This window comes from Pseudomonas sivasensis, assembly GCF_052938085.1.
Genome location: NZ_CP176442.1, coordinates 1,314,023 through 1,331,344, shown reverse-complemented (window position 1 = coordinate 1,331,344; position 17,322 = coordinate 1,314,023). Strand labels below are relative to the sequence as shown.

Annotated in this window: 11 protein-coding genes; 4 read left to right on the top strand and 7 right to left on the bottom strand. The window is 59.3% G+C overall.

From position 1 onward, the window contains the following. The first annotated feature begins 53 nt into the window (after window positions 1-53). Window positions 54-5,966, top strand: coding sequence for a dermonecrotic toxin domain-containing protein (locus ACKZ62_RS06285; protein ID WP_447096447.1), 5,913 nt, complete (start codon window positions 54-56; stop codon window positions 5,964-5,966). 33 nt (window positions 5,967-5,999) lie between these two features. Here the strand turns inward: ACKZ62_RS06285 and ACKZ62_RS06280 are convergent, their stop codons facing one another. The 7 genes from ACKZ62_RS06280 to acs all read right to left on the bottom strand — a co-directional run bounded on the left by ACKZ62_RS06280 (window position 6,000) and on the right by acs (window position 13,886). Further along, on the bottom strand, window positions 6,000-6,980 hold the full coding sequence (locus ACKZ62_RS06280) for a GlxA family transcriptional regulator (protein ID WP_095185706.1): 981 nt from the start codon (window positions 6,978-6,980) through the stop codon (window positions 6,000-6,002). Between the two features lie 129 nt (window positions 6,981-7,109). Continuing rightward, on the bottom strand, window positions 7,110-7,874 hold the full coding sequence (locus tag ACKZ62_RS06275) for an ABC transporter ATP-binding protein (protein WP_032886749.1): 765 nt from the start codon (window positions 7,872-7,874) through the stop codon (window positions 7,110-7,112). Between the two features lie 27 nt (window positions 7,875-7,901). Continuing rightward, window positions 7,902-9,014, bottom strand: a complete 1,113-nt coding sequence (locus ACKZ62_RS06270; protein WP_447096446.1) for a succinylglutamate desuccinylase/aspartoacylase family protein — start codon at window positions 9,012-9,014, stop codon at window positions 7,902-7,904. 1 nt (window position 9,015) lies between these two features. Next, entirely contained in the window at window positions 9,016-9,714 is a 699-nt protein-coding gene (locus ACKZ62_RS06265; protein ID WP_032886747.1) for an ABC transporter permease, read from the bottom strand. Continuing rightward, complete coding sequence (locus tag ACKZ62_RS06260) at window positions 9,711-10,400, bottom strand: ABC transporter permease (RefSeq protein WP_032886746.1); 690 nt, start codon at window positions 10,398-10,400, stop codon at window positions 9,711-9,713. The genes ACKZ62_RS06265 and ACKZ62_RS06260 overlap by 4 nt, the downstream gene beginning before the upstream one ends. A 91-nt stretch (window positions 10,401-10,491) precedes the next feature. Then, window positions 10,492-11,277 (bottom strand): L-arginine-binding protein AotJ, encoded by a 786-nt coding sequence (locus ACKZ62_RS06255; protein WP_032886745.1) that lies wholly within the window; start codon window positions 11,275-11,277, stop codon window positions 10,492-10,494. A 653-nt stretch (window positions 11,278-11,930) separates the two neighbouring features. Further along, on the bottom strand, window positions 11,931-13,886 hold the full coding sequence (gene acs, locus ACKZ62_RS06250) for an acetate--CoA ligase (protein ID WP_032886744.1): 1,956 nt from the start codon (window positions 13,884-13,886) through the stop codon (window positions 11,931-11,933). 412 nt (window positions 13,887-14,298) lie between these two features. On the opposite strand from acs, the gene ACKZ62_RS06245 reads away from it, so the two are divergent. The 3 genes from ACKZ62_RS06245 (at window position 14,299) to ACKZ62_RS06235 (ending at window position 17,304) form a co-directional block, all read left to right on the top strand. Next, a complete protein-coding gene (locus tag ACKZ62_RS06245; protein ID WP_032886743.1) occupies window positions 14,299-14,568 on the top strand; it encodes a DUF2790 domain-containing protein in 270 nt (89 codons plus the stop codon). A 575-nt stretch (window positions 14,569-15,143) separates the two neighbouring features. Further along, on the top strand, window positions 15,144-16,394 hold the full coding sequence (locus ACKZ62_RS06240; protein ID WP_093529834.1) for a ribonucleotide-diphosphate reductase subunit beta: 1,251 nt from the start codon (window positions 15,144-15,146) through the stop codon (window positions 16,392-16,394). Between the two features lie 196 nt (window positions 16,395-16,590). Next, entirely contained in the window at window positions 16,591-17,304 is a 714-nt protein-coding gene (locus ACKZ62_RS06235) for an HNH endonuclease (RefSeq protein WP_447096445.1), read from the top strand. The last annotated feature ends 18 nt before the right edge of the window (window positions 17,305-17,322 follow it).

The window sequence follows — 17,322 nt, the reverse complement described above, 5'->3', positions numbered from 1 at the left end:
ACAAGCCCGCGCTGTTTTGCTGAGCCTCCTCAAAAGCCATCAAGGAACGGCCCATGGCGCAGCATCCTGAAACCCAAACACCACACCTCGACATTCTCCGCGACGCTATCCCTCCTTGGTTGGGCACGGCCAGTGCCGCCAAGCGCGTGGCGTTGAAAGCCTGCACGCCGTTGATTGCCGACTGGTATACCCGTGCAACCGAGTCGCAACATGCACAGCTCAAAGAACTCAACGCCGCCGCCTGGACCGCGCAGAACCTCGTGGACAAGGCTCTGGCGGCACTGAAAAGCCCGGAGCAGTTCGGCGCCGAACGCCTGCACGCGGCACTCAAGGACGAGTTCGGCATCGACACTGATGTGCGCAACACCTACCTGCAACTGTACGTCCCGTTGACCGTTGTCGGTTTTACCGTCAAGCAGGGCGCGGCCAGAACCTGGTCGGTCTCACTGCTGGAAGCGGCGCTGCACAACTTCGAAGCCGACGAGACCTACGCGCAGCACTCCGGCTTCAGCACGCAACCCACGGCCACAGGGCAGTTCAGCCCCCTGCCCGACCTCGACGCGAAGATCAGCGTCGCGCAATTCACCCAGCTCTGCCGGCGCCTGGACATCGGCGGCCAATACCAACGCTACCTGGACGAGTACCTCGACCTGGGCAACCCCGTGGCGCGCAACGCCCTGGAGCACTGGCTCAAACAAAGCCACTTGAGCGCGCTGAAATTCGCTCTGTACATGGCCTTGCTCAAGGACGAGCTGCCCGCCGCCAGCCACACCGCGGTACTCAATCTGATCGAAAACGGCGACGCCACGCACAACGGCTGCCCGCCGCTGATGGCCCATGATTTATTCATCATGGATTGTCGCCTCACTGGCGTGGTGCTGTTCGCTCCGGATCTGGAGAACAGCCGCGATACAGCCCCGCTGATCGCCTATATCCCCGACGATCCGCAACACCCGATCAAACACTACCCCAGCAGTGCCGCGTTCATGCAGAGCCTGGTCGCCCGGTTGCGCTCGAAGGACTTTCAAGGGTTCTTCAGCCGTTTTGTCCGCCATGAAGACGCTGCGGTGTTCTTCGCCAACCTCAATCAACGCCTCAGCCAAGTCACCTGGCATGCGCATAAACAGGGCGATCCACTGCCCAGTTGGCGTGACACCCCGACCCAGAGCCCCCAGCTGCAATTTCGCAGCCTCAGGATCAACGGTGACCTCTTCGCGCATCTATTCCAGATGCACCTGAGCAAGCTGCTGGCAGACGCGCAGAGCCGCGCGGTCTCCACCGCCAAGGTCGACCAGAACGCACGTTGGGAACGCTGGGAATTCCTGAAAAAAATCGGCGATACCCTGCTGCAGATCGTTGCCTTCGTGGCACTGCCGTTCGTGCCGCCGCTGGGCGCACTGATGCTGGCGTATACCGCCTATCAGGTGCTCGACGAGGCCTTCGAAGGCATCATCGACTGGGCTGAGGGCCTGCGACATGAAGCCCTTGGCCATGCTTTGGGCCTGCTGGAGCAGATGGTCCAACTGGGCCTGTTCGCCACCGGATTGCCCATCATCGAAGGACTGGTGCGCGAAGCATTGCCCGCGCAGCTGCTGGCCTTCATCGAGCGCTTGCAACCGGTCGAGCGGCCCAACAGTCAGCGCCGTCTGTGGCAACCCGACCTCAGCCCCTATCGCCAGGACGTGACACTGCCCGCCGAGGCACGCCCGGACGCGCAAGGCCTGCACCTGCACGCAGACAAAAACATCCTTAGCCTCAATGGCGAGCGCTATCACGTGCAGAAAGACGCCGACCGCTATTTCATCCAGCACCCCACGCGACCTTCGGCTTACCGTCCGGCCGTGATGACCAACGGACAGGGCGCCTGGGTCACCGAGCTGGAAAACCCCTTGAGCTGGGATAGCACTACGCTGATGCGCCGCCTCGGTTACCAGACCGATTCGTTGAGCGACGCGCAATTAGCGCAGGTCCGCGACAGCAGCGCTACCCATGACAACACGTTGCGCAAAACGCACAGCACCCAGCAGCCGCCACCACCGCTACTGGCCGACACCCTCAAGCGCTTCAAGATCGACCAGCAGTTGCAGGAGTTTGTGACACAGATGAACAGCGACGACCCGGCGATCTACGCCAAGGCCGATCCGCAGACCCAATTGCAGTTGCTGATCAGCTATGGCCTGTGGCCCTCCGGCAAGACCTTGCGGGTGGTGGATGCCAGCGGCAACACCCTGTGGGAGTTCCTCGGAGAATCCGGGGCCAGCACTGTGCAGGTACTTGAGGAGCAATTGCGCAACGGCGACCTGCTGCCCACCCTGATCGACAGCCTGAATGAGCCGGAGCGCAAGGAACTACTGGAAGAAGAATTCGGCCTGCCTCCCGCCTCCAGCCGCACCCGCGCAGCCGCGTTGCGCAAGAAACTTGCGCGTATTGCCCAGGACAAGCGCTTCTCACTGTTCGACTCACGCTACCGCGGCCAGGACCGCACCAGCGACCCTCGTGTGCAAAAGCTCATCGACAGTGCCTCGCGCCCCGGCCTGCCGACGCCGGTTGCCGAGGAGTTACTGGCCGGTGCCAGTGGCGAGGAGCTCAAGTCGATCGACGCTGGCAACGTACCAACGCGCCTGACCGAACTGGCCGAATGGTCGTTGCATGAAGTGCGCACCACACGCGCCTATGAAGGCCTGTATCTGGACGCTGTGGAAAATCCGGACACTTGCCGGCTGGCGCTGCATTCGCTGGAAAACCTCAATGGCTGGCCCGAGTGGATTCGTCTGGAACTGCGCCAATACCGCGCTGACGGCGAGTTGCTCGACGCCATCGGGCCTACTTACGCGCCGACCAAACGTACGCTGGTGGCCACACCGGACGGCCAATTCATCCCCGAGAACGGCCAGACCGCACTGTTTGGCAGCACCGATTTCTACACCGCCGTCCTGCAGGCCCTGCCTGACAGTGCGCGCAATGCGCTGCAACTTCATATCGGCCAGGGCCCACGCCTCAAGCAGGCGATCGGCGATGCCCCGGTGGATCGCCCTACCTTGCGCGACATATTAAAGAGCGACCCGCACAACAAACCCAGCTACGACCCCAATGTCATGCGTTTGCGCGGCGGCATGGACGGTTACCCGCCAGCCATTCCCGAGGTGCCGGGACCCAGCCGCGGCCCCTCGCTCGAACAACAACTGCAGACGCTGCGCCCGCAACTGTCGCGTGCAAGAATCCGCGACATGATCGCCGCCCTGCAAAATACCCCCGGCGGTGCACAACTGGCCTTAACCCGGTTGCGCAACGAATACATCCAACTGGACCTGAACCTGGTGGTATGGGAATCCCAGACACCCCGTGTACACCCCACAACCGGCGCTACGCTGAGCGCGCTCCAATATGAATACCTGCGGCGCGACCGCAATTTGTTCGCCCACCAACTACGGCGAGCCTGGCGCCAGGAAACCGAGCTCGATAACTTCTATGAGCCGCCAGCCATCAACGGTCATATCCTGCGACTGTCAGCCCCCCTGCTGGGTGAGTTGCCCACCCTGAGTGCACGCTTCGAACATGTCTCTCACCTGGAATTGCAGGGTGCGCACCAACGCATGGAAATCGACGGATTCCTGCAGCTTTTTCCAAGCTTGCGTCGGCTGAACATCCGCAATCTTGCCGTGGACGAACTGCCGCCCAGCCTGGCCTCGATGAACACGCTCAACGAATTGATCCTGAGTAGCTGCAACATCCGCCTCACCGAGCAAAGCCATGCGGTCATCAACAACATGACGCGCCTGTTGACCCTTGACCTGTACAACAACCCCCTGACGCTGACTCCCAATGTGGAACAGATGCCGCAGTTGCAATACCTGGACCTGGCCAACACCGACATCGAGCAACTGCCCGAAGGATTGCTAAGTCGCAGCCACCTGACGCTGGCGATGCTGTCCAATAACAGGATCAGCGAGTTGCCTGCCGCCCTGTTCGATTTGCCCGTCGACATCACTCGGCATTTCGACCTGTCCAACAACCCGTTGTCCGAGCCGACACTGGAGCGCGTCAAAGCCTACTTCCAGCGTACCCAACACTACTTGGAAGCGATCCCGGCCAGGGTCGACGCGGAGCAGGCCAAAAGACTGTTCCCCTCGTTCAACGGTGACCAAATCAACCGCTTCATTTTTGGCCTGCCAGGGGACCTGGCAGCCGGTCGCGTCGAGATGAGTCGGCTGGAGAACGAATTTCCCACCATCCGTCAGGATTGCCTTGGCTGGGCCAACGACAGCAGCGTCACCGCCGAGGAACAAGCCCTGCGCCACCGATTTATCGCTGCCCTTGAGGCAGGCTGGCGACGCGATATCACCTCGGGCGATGTCAACTTCGGGCTGCCGATGCTCAGCTACGAATTCAGCCTTTTCCTCCCGGTGAGCGGCGATTTGCCCGCCCTGCGCACCTCGTTCAATCATGTGTCCGTGCTCGCCTTAAAGGGCTTGGGCTCACCGTTGGGTCTGGATGCGTTCCTGCGCAGTTTCCCGGCGCTGACTGCGCTGCATATCGAAAACTATGCACTGAGTGAACTGCCGCGACTCGGCCACCTGCCAAACCTGTCGTACCTGGTGCTGGACCGCTGCACGCTGCAATTGTCGCCATCCGCGCAGCAAGCCTTGCAGGGCATGCGTGAGCTCAAGCACCTGAACCTCGATAACAACCCGCTGGCGCGACTGCCGGATTTCAACCAGCTGCCCAACCTGGTCAGCCTGTCACTGCGTAACACTGGCTTGAGCGAACTGCCCCGCTCGCTGATTCAGCCGGCGGTATTGCGTGCCCGCGTGGACTTGAGCCAGAACGCTTTGCGCGAGCTGCCTGAAGAGGCCTTCGAACTGCCGCGGGCGGCCAGCAACGCATTCGACCTGTCGGCCAACCCGTTGTCGCCCTCGACCTTGCACGCGATCAAGCGCTATTGCCAAGCCAAGGGCGAACACTGGAATGCCAGCATTCCCGATGCACAATTGCAGCGCATCAACGCGCTCTACCCCAGCCTCACGGAGCGAGACACCAAGCGCATCTTTTTTGAGCTACCCGGCGAACTGGAGGAAGCCGACGCGCAAATCAGCCGCCTGAGTGCCGAATACGAGCGGCTCGACAGCGACCTGGAGGAATGGGTACTCAACGTCCCCGCCATGGACCAACTGGCCAACCCCCTGCTGATTGAAAATGCCCGCGCCGAGGAGCAGGTGCGTCGCCTGGCATTCAAGGAATTGATACTGCGCTGCTGGCGCAGAGAAACCGATCTGGATGAAAACGAATGGCCCGCCCGAAACACTCACAAGCTGATCTTCAACGGCCAGCTTTCCGGAGATCTGCCAGCCCTGAATGCGCGCCTGGAACATGTGACGCTGATGGAACTGACGGGCGACAAGCGCCATGTTCGCGTAGGCGAATTCCTGCAGGCGTTCCCAAACCTGACTGCGCTTACAGTGGAGCAGCACGCCCTGCAGCGGATTCCCGACCGAGTGTTCGAACTCAAGCAATTGCGCCTGCTCAAGCTCAGCAATAACCAGATCCGCCTGACGCCGAACAGCATCGAGCAGCTATCACGCCTGACGGAGCTCACTTACTTGGATCTGAGCGACAACACCCTCACCCAAGCGCCGGACCTGCGCAACATGACGCGACTGACGATGGTGTACCTGCACAACTGCAGGCTGCGCGACATACCCACGGGGATCTTCAGCCTACCGCGCCTGCGGGCCGTAGACCTGAGCGACAACCTGATCGAGCACTTGCCGGACGACCTGCTGGGAATGCCACTGCCGCTCGACGATGACTCGGATGTGAGCGGCAACCCCCTGTCTCCCGAAAGCCTGACGATCTTGCGTACCTATTACCGGCAGACGGGTTATGAGTTGGGGGTGGAGGAAGCGACATACGACGAAAACATGGAGGACATAACCCCGCCCGGCACACCGGAACCCATGGAGGAGTGAGACAGTCGCGTACCTGTTCGTGACAACCCGGTTTCAGCCGCGTTCGGACGGCACCGATGACAACTCGAACGGGCTGCTGCTGCGCCGTTGATTGCGGTCTTCACGCGGGGTGGCGCCGAAGAAGTTGCGGTAGGCGCTGGAGAAGTGTGGCCCTGAGGAGAAGCCGCAGGACAGGCCGATCTGGATGATCGACTTGCTGGTTTGCATCAGCATTTGGCGGGCCTTGTTCAGACGCAGCTCCAGGTAATACTGGCTGGGGACTCGGTTGAGGTACTGCTTGAAGATCCGCTCCAGTTGTCGTCGCGACACACAGACGTGCTGGGCAATTTCGTCAGTGGTCAGCGGTTCTTCGATATTGGCTTCCATCAGCAACACGGCCTGGGTCAGCTTAGGATGGCTGGAACCCAGGCGGTTTTGCAGAGGAATCCGCTGGCGTTCGCCGCCTTCGCGGATGCGCTCCACCACCAGTTCTTCGGAGACTGCACCCGCCAGTTCGGCGCCGTGGTCGCGGGCCAGTACCGCCAGCAGCAAGTCGAGTACCGACATGCCACCGCAGGCGCTCAGGCGATCACGGTCCCAGTCGAACAGGTGGCTGGTGGCGATCACCTTGGGAAAACGTTCGGCGAAGTCATCCTGCCAGCGCCAGTGCACGGCGGCGCGATAACCGTCGAGCAGACCGAGCTGGGCCAACGGGTACACGCCGGCCGACAAACCACCGATCACACACCCGGCCCGCACCAATTGCTTGAGGGCCGTGCTCAGTTGCGAGGCAATAACCGTTGGCGGCTCGTCGGCCAGCAGAAACAGTTTCTGAAAGCCTTCGAGCTTGCCGGCCCAAGGTTCGCCCGGCAATTGCCAGGCGCCTTCGGTGGCAGGCTCCGCGAGCAAAAACGACAGCTCGTAAACCACATCCGGATGCACCCGCTGAGCAACGCGTAAGGCCTCCTCAGCCAGCGCAAGCGTGAGTGCCTTTGTGCTGGGCCAAATCAGGAAACCAATTTTATGGGCGGTCATGGAGTGCTATCCGAAGCCTGTAACAGTAATGAAGACAAGGGCCAATGCTAGCCCGTAAACCAACACAAAGCTTAAAAACGATAAAGATCCAACTGTAGAACCCCAATGTAGAGATCCATGTGGGAGGAATTATTTCAAGCTGCCGGACAGGAACTGCTGCAACCGCTCGGACTGCGGGTTCACCAGCACTTCCCGCGGGTTGCCGCGTTCTTCAACAATCCCTTTGTGCAGGAACACCAACTGGTTCGACACTTCGCGGGCAAAGCCCATTTCGTGGGTGACCACCACCATGGTGCGGCCTTCCAGGGCCAGGTCCTGCATCACCTTGAGCACTTCGCCGACCAGTTCCGGGTCCAGCGCCGAAGTCGGTTCGTCAAACAGCATCACCTCAGGTTCCATCGCCAAGGCACGGGCAATCGCCACACGCTGCTGCTCGCCGCCGGACATATGGCCAGGGAACGCATCCTTACGATGGCCCACGCCGACTTTAGCCAGATAGTGCTCGGCCTTTTCACGGGCATCTTTCTTCGACATGCCCAACACGTGCACCGGGGCTTCCATCACGTTTTCAAGCGCGGTCATATGCGACCACAGGTTGAAATGCTGGAACACCATGGACAGGCGCGAACGCATGCGTTGCAGCTGCTTGGGATCAGCGGCCTTCAGGGCGCCGTCCTTGTTGGCCACCAGTTTCAGCTCTTCGTTATTGAGCAGAATCTTGCCGGCGTGGGGTTGCTCCAGCAGGTTGATGCAGCGCAAAAAGGTACTTTTGCCCGAACCACTGGAACCGATGATGCTGATCACATCACCGGCCGCAGCGGCCAGGGAAACGCCTTTGAGCACTTCATGACTGCCATAGCGTTTATGCAGGTCTTGGACTTCAAGTTTGTACATGCGGTCGGTTCTCACAAAAACAGGTGGTCAGTCGTTGAGCAAGCGCCCGTGTCGCAGCGCGTCGCGCCCCGCCACCTTGGCCAGCCAGAAACCCGCTTGGGCATAACGTAGCCGTTCAACGGCAAACAACACCCCCGACGTACCGGCGCAGATAACGCTCACGCGGTCTTGCAGGGGGTCAATCACTTCAAAAATCGGTTCGCCGGCGTCCACCCAGTCTCCGGCTTTGCGCAGGTAACTGATCACACCGGCGTGGGGCGCGAAGAGCAACTCGGTGCCTTCAAACGGCATGCCTTCGCACGCTTCGTGTTGCGCAGCCGGCCATTCGCCGTTGATCAGGCCTTGCTCGGCAAGGAATGCGAGGATGCCCTCGGCGTGGAAGATTGCTTCATCACGCCCGGTGTCGGCTTGACCGCCCAGTTCCAACGTCGTCGCGAGGCACGCCAACGGGATCTGAGCGTCCGGAAACATCCGGGACAAGCGCAACCATGGCAGCGAGCAGGCTTCATCAAACGAGCTGCCACCGGAATCCTCCGCCAACAAGCCGACCTTCACATTCAGATGCGCCGACAGCGAACGCCACTGGGGCCAATGCTGGGGCAGCGCGTACATATGCAGCGCGGCTTCGGCGTCGCAATGCAGGTCGAGGACGATATCGGCGGTGCACGCGTGGCTCAGCAAGACGCGCTGCATGCCTTGCAACTGGCTGCTCGGCTCGGGCAAGGCGCTGAGCGCATCGATCATGGCCTGACGGATCAGGCGCACATTGGCATGGGGATCATCCCCCAGCTTGCCTTGAAGCAATGCGGCAACCGGTTCGCTCAACTCGACGAAATCGCGGTTGAAATTCTTGCCACTGCCTACTTCGAAACGCCCCTGGTGGCTGCCTTGCAACAACTGGCCCAGTCCCATCGGATTGGCCACCGGCACCAGCTCAATCACCCCGTTAAGGGCGCCTTGCTGTTCCAGTTCTGTCAGGCGTTTTTTCAGTTCCCAGGCGGCGCGCATGCCGGGCAGTTCATCGGCGTGCAGGCTGGCCTGGATATAGGCCTTGCGCTCGCCGCTGCCGAAACGGAACACGCTCAGTTGGCGCTCGCAGCCCAGGTGGCCCCAGGGCAACAGGTGGTCGATACGTTCCATATCAGTGCTTCCGTGGAGCCAGGTAGCTCAGCCAGCGGCGCTCGGCCAACTTGAACAGGCGCACCAGGATAAAGGTCAGGCACAGGTAGAAGACGCCAGCGGTGATATAGGCTTCAAACGGCAAGTAGAACTGGGCGTTCACCGTGCGTGCGGCGCCGGTGATGTCGATCAGGGTGACGATGGAGGCCAGGCTCGTGGTCTGGAGCATCATGATCACTTCGTTGCTGTACTGCGGCAGCGCACGGCGCAAGGCCGACGGCAGCAGGATGCGGCGGTACAGCTTATAGCGCGACATGCCCATCGCCTTGGCCGCTTCGATCTCGCCATTGGGCGTGGCCTTGAGGCTACCGGCAATGATCTCGGCGGTGTAGGCGCTGGTGTTGATCGCAAAGGCCAGGCACGCACAGAACGTGGCGCTGGACAGCAGGGGCCACATAAAGCTTTCGCGCACCGCTTCGAATTGCGCCAGACCGTAGTAGATCAGGAACAGTTGCACCAGCATCGGCGTGCCGCGGATCACGTACGTGTAGAGCCAGGCCACACCGTTCACGACCGGCTGCTTGGACACACGCATCAACCCCAGGGGCAAGGCGGCGAGCAGGCCGAAAAACAGCGAGATGGCGAGTAATTTCAGGGTAGTCAGCAGGCCGCCAAGGTACAGCGGCATGGCCTCCCAGATGACGTTGTAGTCGAAGATCATAGATCAGCCGCCCTTACGCCTACCGAGTAGCGCTTCTCAAGATAGCGCAGCGCCAGCAACGATACGCTGGTGATCACCAGGTACATCGCCGCCACTGCGAGGAAGAAGGTAAAAGGCTCGCGGGTGGCATCTGCCGCCTGCTTGGCCTTGAACATCATGTCTTGCAGGCCTACCACCGAGATCAGCGCGGTGGCCTTGGTGAGTACCAGCCAGTTGTTGGTGAAACCAGGGATCGCCAGCCGAATCATCTGCGGCACCATCACCCGGAAAAACACTTGGAAACTGCTCATGCCATATGCAAGGCCGGCTTCGGCCTGTCCCTTGGGGATGGCCATGAAGGCGCCACGGAAAGTTTCCGAAAGGTAGGCGCCAAAGATGAACCCCAGAGTGCCGATACCGGCGGCCAAAGGGTTCAAGTCGATATAGTCGTCGTAGCCGAGCATCGGCGCGACGCGGTTGAGCAAGTCCTGGCCGCCGTAGAAAATCAGCAGGATCAGCACAAGGTCAGGGATCCCGCGGATCACCGTGGAGTACAAGTCACCCAGCCAGGCCAACCAGCGCACCGGCGACAGGCGTAACGCGACCCCGATCAGACCCAGAACAATGGCCAAGGCCATGGACGACAAGGCGAGCTGAAGCGTCAACCATGCGCCATCGAGGATGACGGCCCCGTAGCCTTTCAACATGATTCAGGTCCTCGAAAAGGGGGATGAAAAAATGGCGCAAACCGCAGGAATTCTGTTGCTTGCGCCATTTAGGACAGACCGCTGCGACGTTTTACTGGGCTTCTGGGCCGTAAATGTCGAAGTTGAAGTACTTTTTCTCGATTTCTTTGTATTTGCCGTTGGCACGGATCGCAGCGATAGCAGCGTTGATGCGGTCCAGGTTTTCCTTGTCGCCTTTACGTACCGCGATGCCTATGCCGTCGCCGAAGTATTTGGCGTCAGTGAAGGATGGGCCAACGAACGCGTAGCCTTTACCAGCGTCGGTCTTCAGGAAACCGTCTTCCAGCAGGGTGGCGTCGGCCACGGTACCGTCGAGGCGGCCAGCGGCCACATCCAGGTAGATTTCGTTCTGGGTGCTGTAACCCTTGATGTCAGCGCCTTTTGGAGCCAGGACTTCACGAGCGAAGCGGTCGTGGATCGAACCACGTTGCACGCCGATCTTCTTGCCTTTCAATTCATCCAGACTGTCGCTGACAGCGGTGCCTTCCTTCATCACCAGGCGTGCTGGGGACAGGTAGTAGCGATTAGTGAAATCAACGGACTTCTTGCGGTCTTCAGTGATGGACATGGACGACAGGATGGCGTCGATCTTGCGCACTTTGAGCGCAGGGATCAGGCCGTCGAACTCTTGCTCGACCCACGTACATTTGACCTTCATCTCTTCGCACAGGGCGTTGCCGATGTCGTAGTCAAAACCAACGATGTTGCCATCCGGCGCCTTCGAGGCAAACGGAGGGTAAGCCGCTTCGATACCAATTTTCAGAGGCTTGCCTTCAGCGAAGGCCTGCATGGACAGCACGGACAGCGCCAGGGCGCCCAACAGCACGAGTTTCTTCATCTTGGGACTCCATCGGTATAGGGCAAAACAGCAGTATGAGCCATGGCCCACGATGCGGCGAAGGTGAAACCGAATAGCGGTGCTGCGTCCGACACCAATTCAACATCGGCGACGACGAGCGAGTGATCGGCATTCTAACGACAGGCCGGAAGCCGATATTTCCTCAATGCGACAACAATTTACAGAAGCACAGAGAAAGCGGTTCCAGCTCATTGACAGCCCCTGGATTTTATGCAGAGACAAAAGACATTAAACCTGTAGACGCTGCAAATTGCGGGCCTATTATTCGCAAACCCTTCTGGCACGGCAAGTCTGGCGTTTAATCTTATTTCTTGGGGTGTCTGGAATGGGGTTTTTCGGGGCACGGGCGTAGCGCTTTGCCTCATGTGTGGACATGGGGTTACACATTTGCCCCGCTCGGTAACATTCAGAAACCTCCTACGCGATAAACCGATATTTATTCGGGTGGCGCAGATCCAAACGTGGGAGGGGGCTTGCTCCCGATGGCGGTAGACCCTTGACAGCTGTATTCACCGACCCACTGCAATCGGGGGCATGCCCCCTCCCACACTGGATCCCCACCGGCTCGAAGCGAACATAAAAAAGCCCCACTCGGCTCACACCAAATGGGGCTTTGTCCAACCAACCTCGCCTTAAGCGACGTTCATGGTCTTGTGGGTTTCAATCAAATGCGCCACTACACCTGGATCCGCCAGGGTGGAGATATCGCCTAACCCGTCGTACTCAGCCGTGGCGATCTTGCGCAGGATACGGCGCATGATTTTGCCCGAGCGGGTCTTCGGCAAGCCCGGAGCCCACTGGATCACGTCCGGCGAAGCAATCGGCCCGATTTCTTTACGCACCCAATTTTTCAGCTCCAGGCGCAGCGCTTCGTTTGGCTCTTCGCCATTTTTGAGGGTGACATACACATAAATGCCCTGCCCCTTGATGTCATGCGGCACCCCAACCACCGCTGCTTCAGCCACTTTAGGGTGGGCAACCATGGCGCTTTCAATCTCGGCAGTGCCCATGCGGTGGCCGGAAACGTTCAACACGTCATCCACACGCCCCGTGATCCAGTAGTAACCGTCCTCGTCACGGCGCGCGCCGTCACCGGTGAAGTACATGCCACGGAAGGTCTTGAAGTAGGTATCGACGAAACGGTCATGATCGCCAAACAGCGTACGCGCTTGGCCCGGCCACGAATCGAGGATCACCAGGTTGCCTTCGGCAGCCCCTTCGATCAGGTTGCCCAGGTTATCCACCAACGCCGGCACCACGCCGAAGAACGGCCGTGCAGCCGAGCCTGGCTTGAGCGCATGGGCGCCCGGCAGCGGGCTCATCATGTTGCCGCCGGTCTCGGTCTGCCACCAGGTGTCGACAATTGGGCAACGGGATTGACCGACGTTCTTGTAGTACCAATCCCACGCTTCCGGGTTGATCGGCTCGCCAACGGAACCGAGCAGGCGCAGGCTGCTGCCGTCAGCACCTTCAACGGCTGCGGTGCCGGAGGCCATCATTGCGCGAATGGCGGTCGGCGCGGTGTAGAGGATGTTGACCTTGTGCTTGTCGACGATCTTCGCCACCCGAGTGATGTCCGGGTAGTTAGGCACGCCTTCGAACAACACCGTGGTCGCGCCATTCGACAGCGGGCCATAGACAATATAGGTGTGGCCGGTGACCCAGCCGACGTCGGCAGTGCACCAGTAGATTTCGCCCGGGCGATAGTCGAACACGCGCTCGTGGGTGAGGCCGGCGTAAAGCAGGTAGCCGCCGGTGGTGTGCTGCACGCCTTTAGGCTTACCGGTGGAACCGGAGGTGTAGAGGATAAACAGGGCTTCTTCGGCGCCCATTTCTTTTGGCGCGCATACAGTGCCCGCCACTTTCATCAGGTCTTCGTACCAGATGTCGCGATGCTGGTTCCACTTGATCTGGCCATTGGTGCGTTTGCATACGATGACCTTCTGGATGCTGCTGGTTTCCGGGTTGGTCAGTGCGTCGTCGACGTTGGCCTTGAGCGGAATCTTCTTACCGGCGCGAATGCCTTCGTCGGCAGTGATCACCACCTTCGACTTACAGTCGATGATGCGACCGGCCAGGGCTTCCGGCGAAAAACCACCAAACACCACCGAGTGAATCGCACCGATGCGGGTACACGCCAGCATGGCAACCACGGCTTCGGGGATCATCGGCATATAGATAGTCACCACGTCGCCGCGGTGCACGTCCTGGCCACGCAGGGCGTTGGCGAACTTGCAGACTTCTTCATGCAGCTCGCGGTAAGTGATGTTGCGGCTCTCGGCAGGGTCATCGCCCTCCCAGATGATCGCAATCTGGTCGCCACGCTCGGCGAGGTGACGGTCCAGACAGTTATAGGACACGTTCAGGGTGCCATCGGCGAACCACTTGATGTCGACATGGTGATCGTCGAACGAGGTCTGCTTCACCGTGGTGAAAGGCTTGATCCAGTCAAGACGCTTGGCTTGCTCACGCCAGAAACCGTCGGGGTTGACCACCGACTGCTGGTACATGGCCTTGTAGGTCGCCTCATCGGTCAGCGTGTTGGCTGCTACTTCGGGGCGAACGGGGTACAGGGAAGCCGCACTCATCTTTCTTACCTCGGTGACAATAGTTGTTTTTGTATGCCCTGTTGTAGCCGGGGCGATCCCATAGAACCATTCGACGATGGTAGTAACAAGCCCCTACACATTGCCCTGGTATCGGCTGACAGGGCTCTGGGCCAAGGGCTGCAAGGCTTCTGGCGCTGTGTGAAAAAACCTTTACCAAGGGATTGTTACAAAAACCGCCAATAGTGTTTATCAAAAGCACGGGTATATGAATATAACCCGCAGGCCTAAAATCAACTCCGTCAACACGACGCCGTGGTTTACACGGCAGTGATTAACAACGTAACAGCCCCCACGAAGGCAACGTTAATCCGAACTAACCAATCCTAAGTTACACACGTGGCCTCACAAGGGCCCCGTGACCCCTTTCGCCCTGAAGAAGGTAAGTAAAGAAATGAAAGCTCTCGTAGTTATGGCCCTCAGCAGCTTGTGCGCCACCGCCGCCCTGGCCGACGAAGCCCCGACCGAGCTGGCCGGCCAGAACGCCCCGATTGTTGAAGATTACACCTACAGCACCCACTTGGACGTTGCCAAAGTATTGTCCATGAGCGAAGTTCCGAATGTATGTGAAGTTGTACCTGCGAAGATGGAATATGAAGATTCCCAGGGTCAACGCCATATTCTTAATTACAAGATTATGGGCAACGGTTGCTCTAACGGCTAACAACTTAGTCAGTTAGAAAACACCCAGATCTTATTCGCCGCAAGAAATCGTTCTTGCGGCAAAGAACCGGCTTGAGGCACCACGCAGTCCAGGTGTGGGAGGGAGCTTGCTCCCGATAGCGTCAACCGCCGCACCTCTCTATTACGCCCTACGTCCCGTCCCCTGCCCCCACCCGCAAAAAGCCGCTCATCGCTCCTCAAAAAAAACCAACCCCAGCAAAGCCTCGCAAACACACGCTTTGGCCGAAAACCACGCCATTTTGGCCCTCGCCCGTGACCATCCACCGCAACACAAAACCGAATTTTTCCCTATAATGCGCGGGTAAATCGGGCCTGCAATATCCCTTTACACTGGGACGAAGAGCCAGACCTGAGGCCTCCGCGCGAGCTTGCACCTACCGCTGCGCACCTCAAGCCTCAAGCAGAGTACCCGTAACCCTATTCCGTTTAATGCCTGCGCTAGCTGCTGCAACAAACGATTCCTTAAGATCCACCGCGGCCCTAGGGCCGTGTGAACACCCAACCATCCGGTTTCACACGGGCACCTTTGAGCCCTCACGCAGGAGACGACACGTCATGCTGAGCTGGGACGAATTCGACAAAGAAGAAGAAGGCGAAGTAGCCACCAAAGGCGCCAACGCCGGCCACGCCACCGAAGCCAACATGGACCGCCTCGACGGTGCTGGCGCAGCTGCCGCCATCGAAGCACGCGCCGTCACCGCCAGTGACTCCGCCGCCATCGTGCGCGCCAAGGCTGCCCTGGACAAACTCGACGTCGCCGAAGGCCTCGCCGAGCTGGAAGGCGCCTCTGCCCGCGTCGCCGTTGACGAAAAGCGCATGATCAACTGCCGCGCCGACCTCAACCAACTCGTGCCCTTCAAGTACGACTGGGCCTGGCAGAAGTACCTCGACGGCTGCGCCAACCACTGGATGCCGCAAGAGGTCAACATGACCGCCGACATCGCCCTGTGGAAAAACCCCGAAGGCCTGACCGACGACGAACGCCGTATCGTCATGCGTAACCTGGGCTTCTTCTCCACGGCCGACTCCCTGGTTGCCAACAACCTGGTGCTGGCCGTGTACCGCCTGATCACCAACCCGGAGTGCCGCCAGTACATCCTGCGCCAGGCCTTCGAAGAAGCAATCCACACCCACGCCTACCAGTACTGCATCGAATCGCTGGCCATGGATGAAGGCGAGATCTTCAACATGTACCACGAGATTCCATCGGTCGCCAAAAAGGCAGCCTGGGGCCTGAAGTACACCCGTTCGATCTCCGATCCGAAGTTCGAAACCGGCACCGTTGAGACCGACAAAGAACTGCTGCGCAACCTCGTTGCTTACTACTGCGTGCTGGAAGGCATCTTCTTCTACTGCGGCTTCACCCAGATCCTCTCCATGGGCCGCCGCAACAAAATGACCGGCGTGGCGGAACAGTTCCAGTACATCCTGCGCGATGAGTCGATGCACCTGAACTTCGGTATCGACGTGATCAACCAGATCAAAATCGAAAACCCACACTTGTGGGATGCCGAGATGAAAGAAGAAGCGACCCAGATGATCCTGCAAGGGACCCAGCTGGAGATCGAATACGCGCGCGACACCATGCCTCGCGGCGTGTTGGGCATGAATGCGGCGATGATGGAGGATTACCTCAAGTTCATCGCGAACCGTCGTCTGTCGCAGATCGGTCTTAAAGAAGAGTATCCAGGGACCACTAACCCGTTCCCGTGGATGAGCGAAATCATGGACTTGAAGAAAGAGAAAAACTTCTTCGAAACCCGTGTGATCGAGTATCAGACTGGCGGTGCGCTGAGCTGGGATTGATTCCTTAGCACAGCAACACCAAAAAGCCCTGACTTGTTCGGGGCTTTTTTATGCGAGCTCACTAAAGACTCTCCTTACAAAGCAGCGAATTTACCAAAGTAGCTAACCGCCAAATCCTTCTGGCTCGTAGGAAATTTCGTAGACGCAATAATGGCTACTCAGTATCGTCCGAGGGTTTTCTACCCTCGGCGGTTGTATGGACATTACGAAAGACAAAACGGACTGGAGCGACGCGGAGTTGGCAGCTGCGGTCGAGGCGTACTTGAAGATGCTGGCCTGGGAAAAGAGCGGCCAACCGTTCAACAAAGCCCTCGAAAACCGCCTCCTGCGCGAAGGCCCAGTGGCAGGCCGTGCAAAGGGCTACATCGAACTCCGCATGCAAAACATCTCCACCTTGCTTGTGCGTATGGGCCGGGACCGCATCGAAGGCTATAAGCCTGCGAAGAACGTGGGCACAGGCGTGGAGCAACGCATCCGCCAAGCACTTGCCGCGCAGGGTGTATTCGAATCCGAAGACGCCGCCCAAACAGCAGACGAGCAAACGCTTATCCGTCGTGCGTCCAAACTGCAGCAGCAACCTTTCACTCAGCGACCGGACGGCATTGCCCAGCCGCAGAAGGTCTCGACCGTCAGCACCGCTTTTGTTCGAGACCCAAAGGTACGCGCTTGGGTACTGAAAGAGGCCGAGGGCGTCTGCGAAGGCTGCGGCTCTAACGCGCCGTTTGAGGTCGACGGTTTGCCATTTCTTGAAGTACATCACGTCAAGCACCTAGCCCAGAAGGGTTCGGATCGCATCACCAATGCTGTAGCCTTGTGCCCCAATTGCCATCAGCGTTGTCACCGGTCGAGTGACCGGGAGGCTTTCACCGAGGGGCTTTACGCCAAGGTCGGAAGATTGGCACGGGAGTAAACTCCTGCTGTCACACCT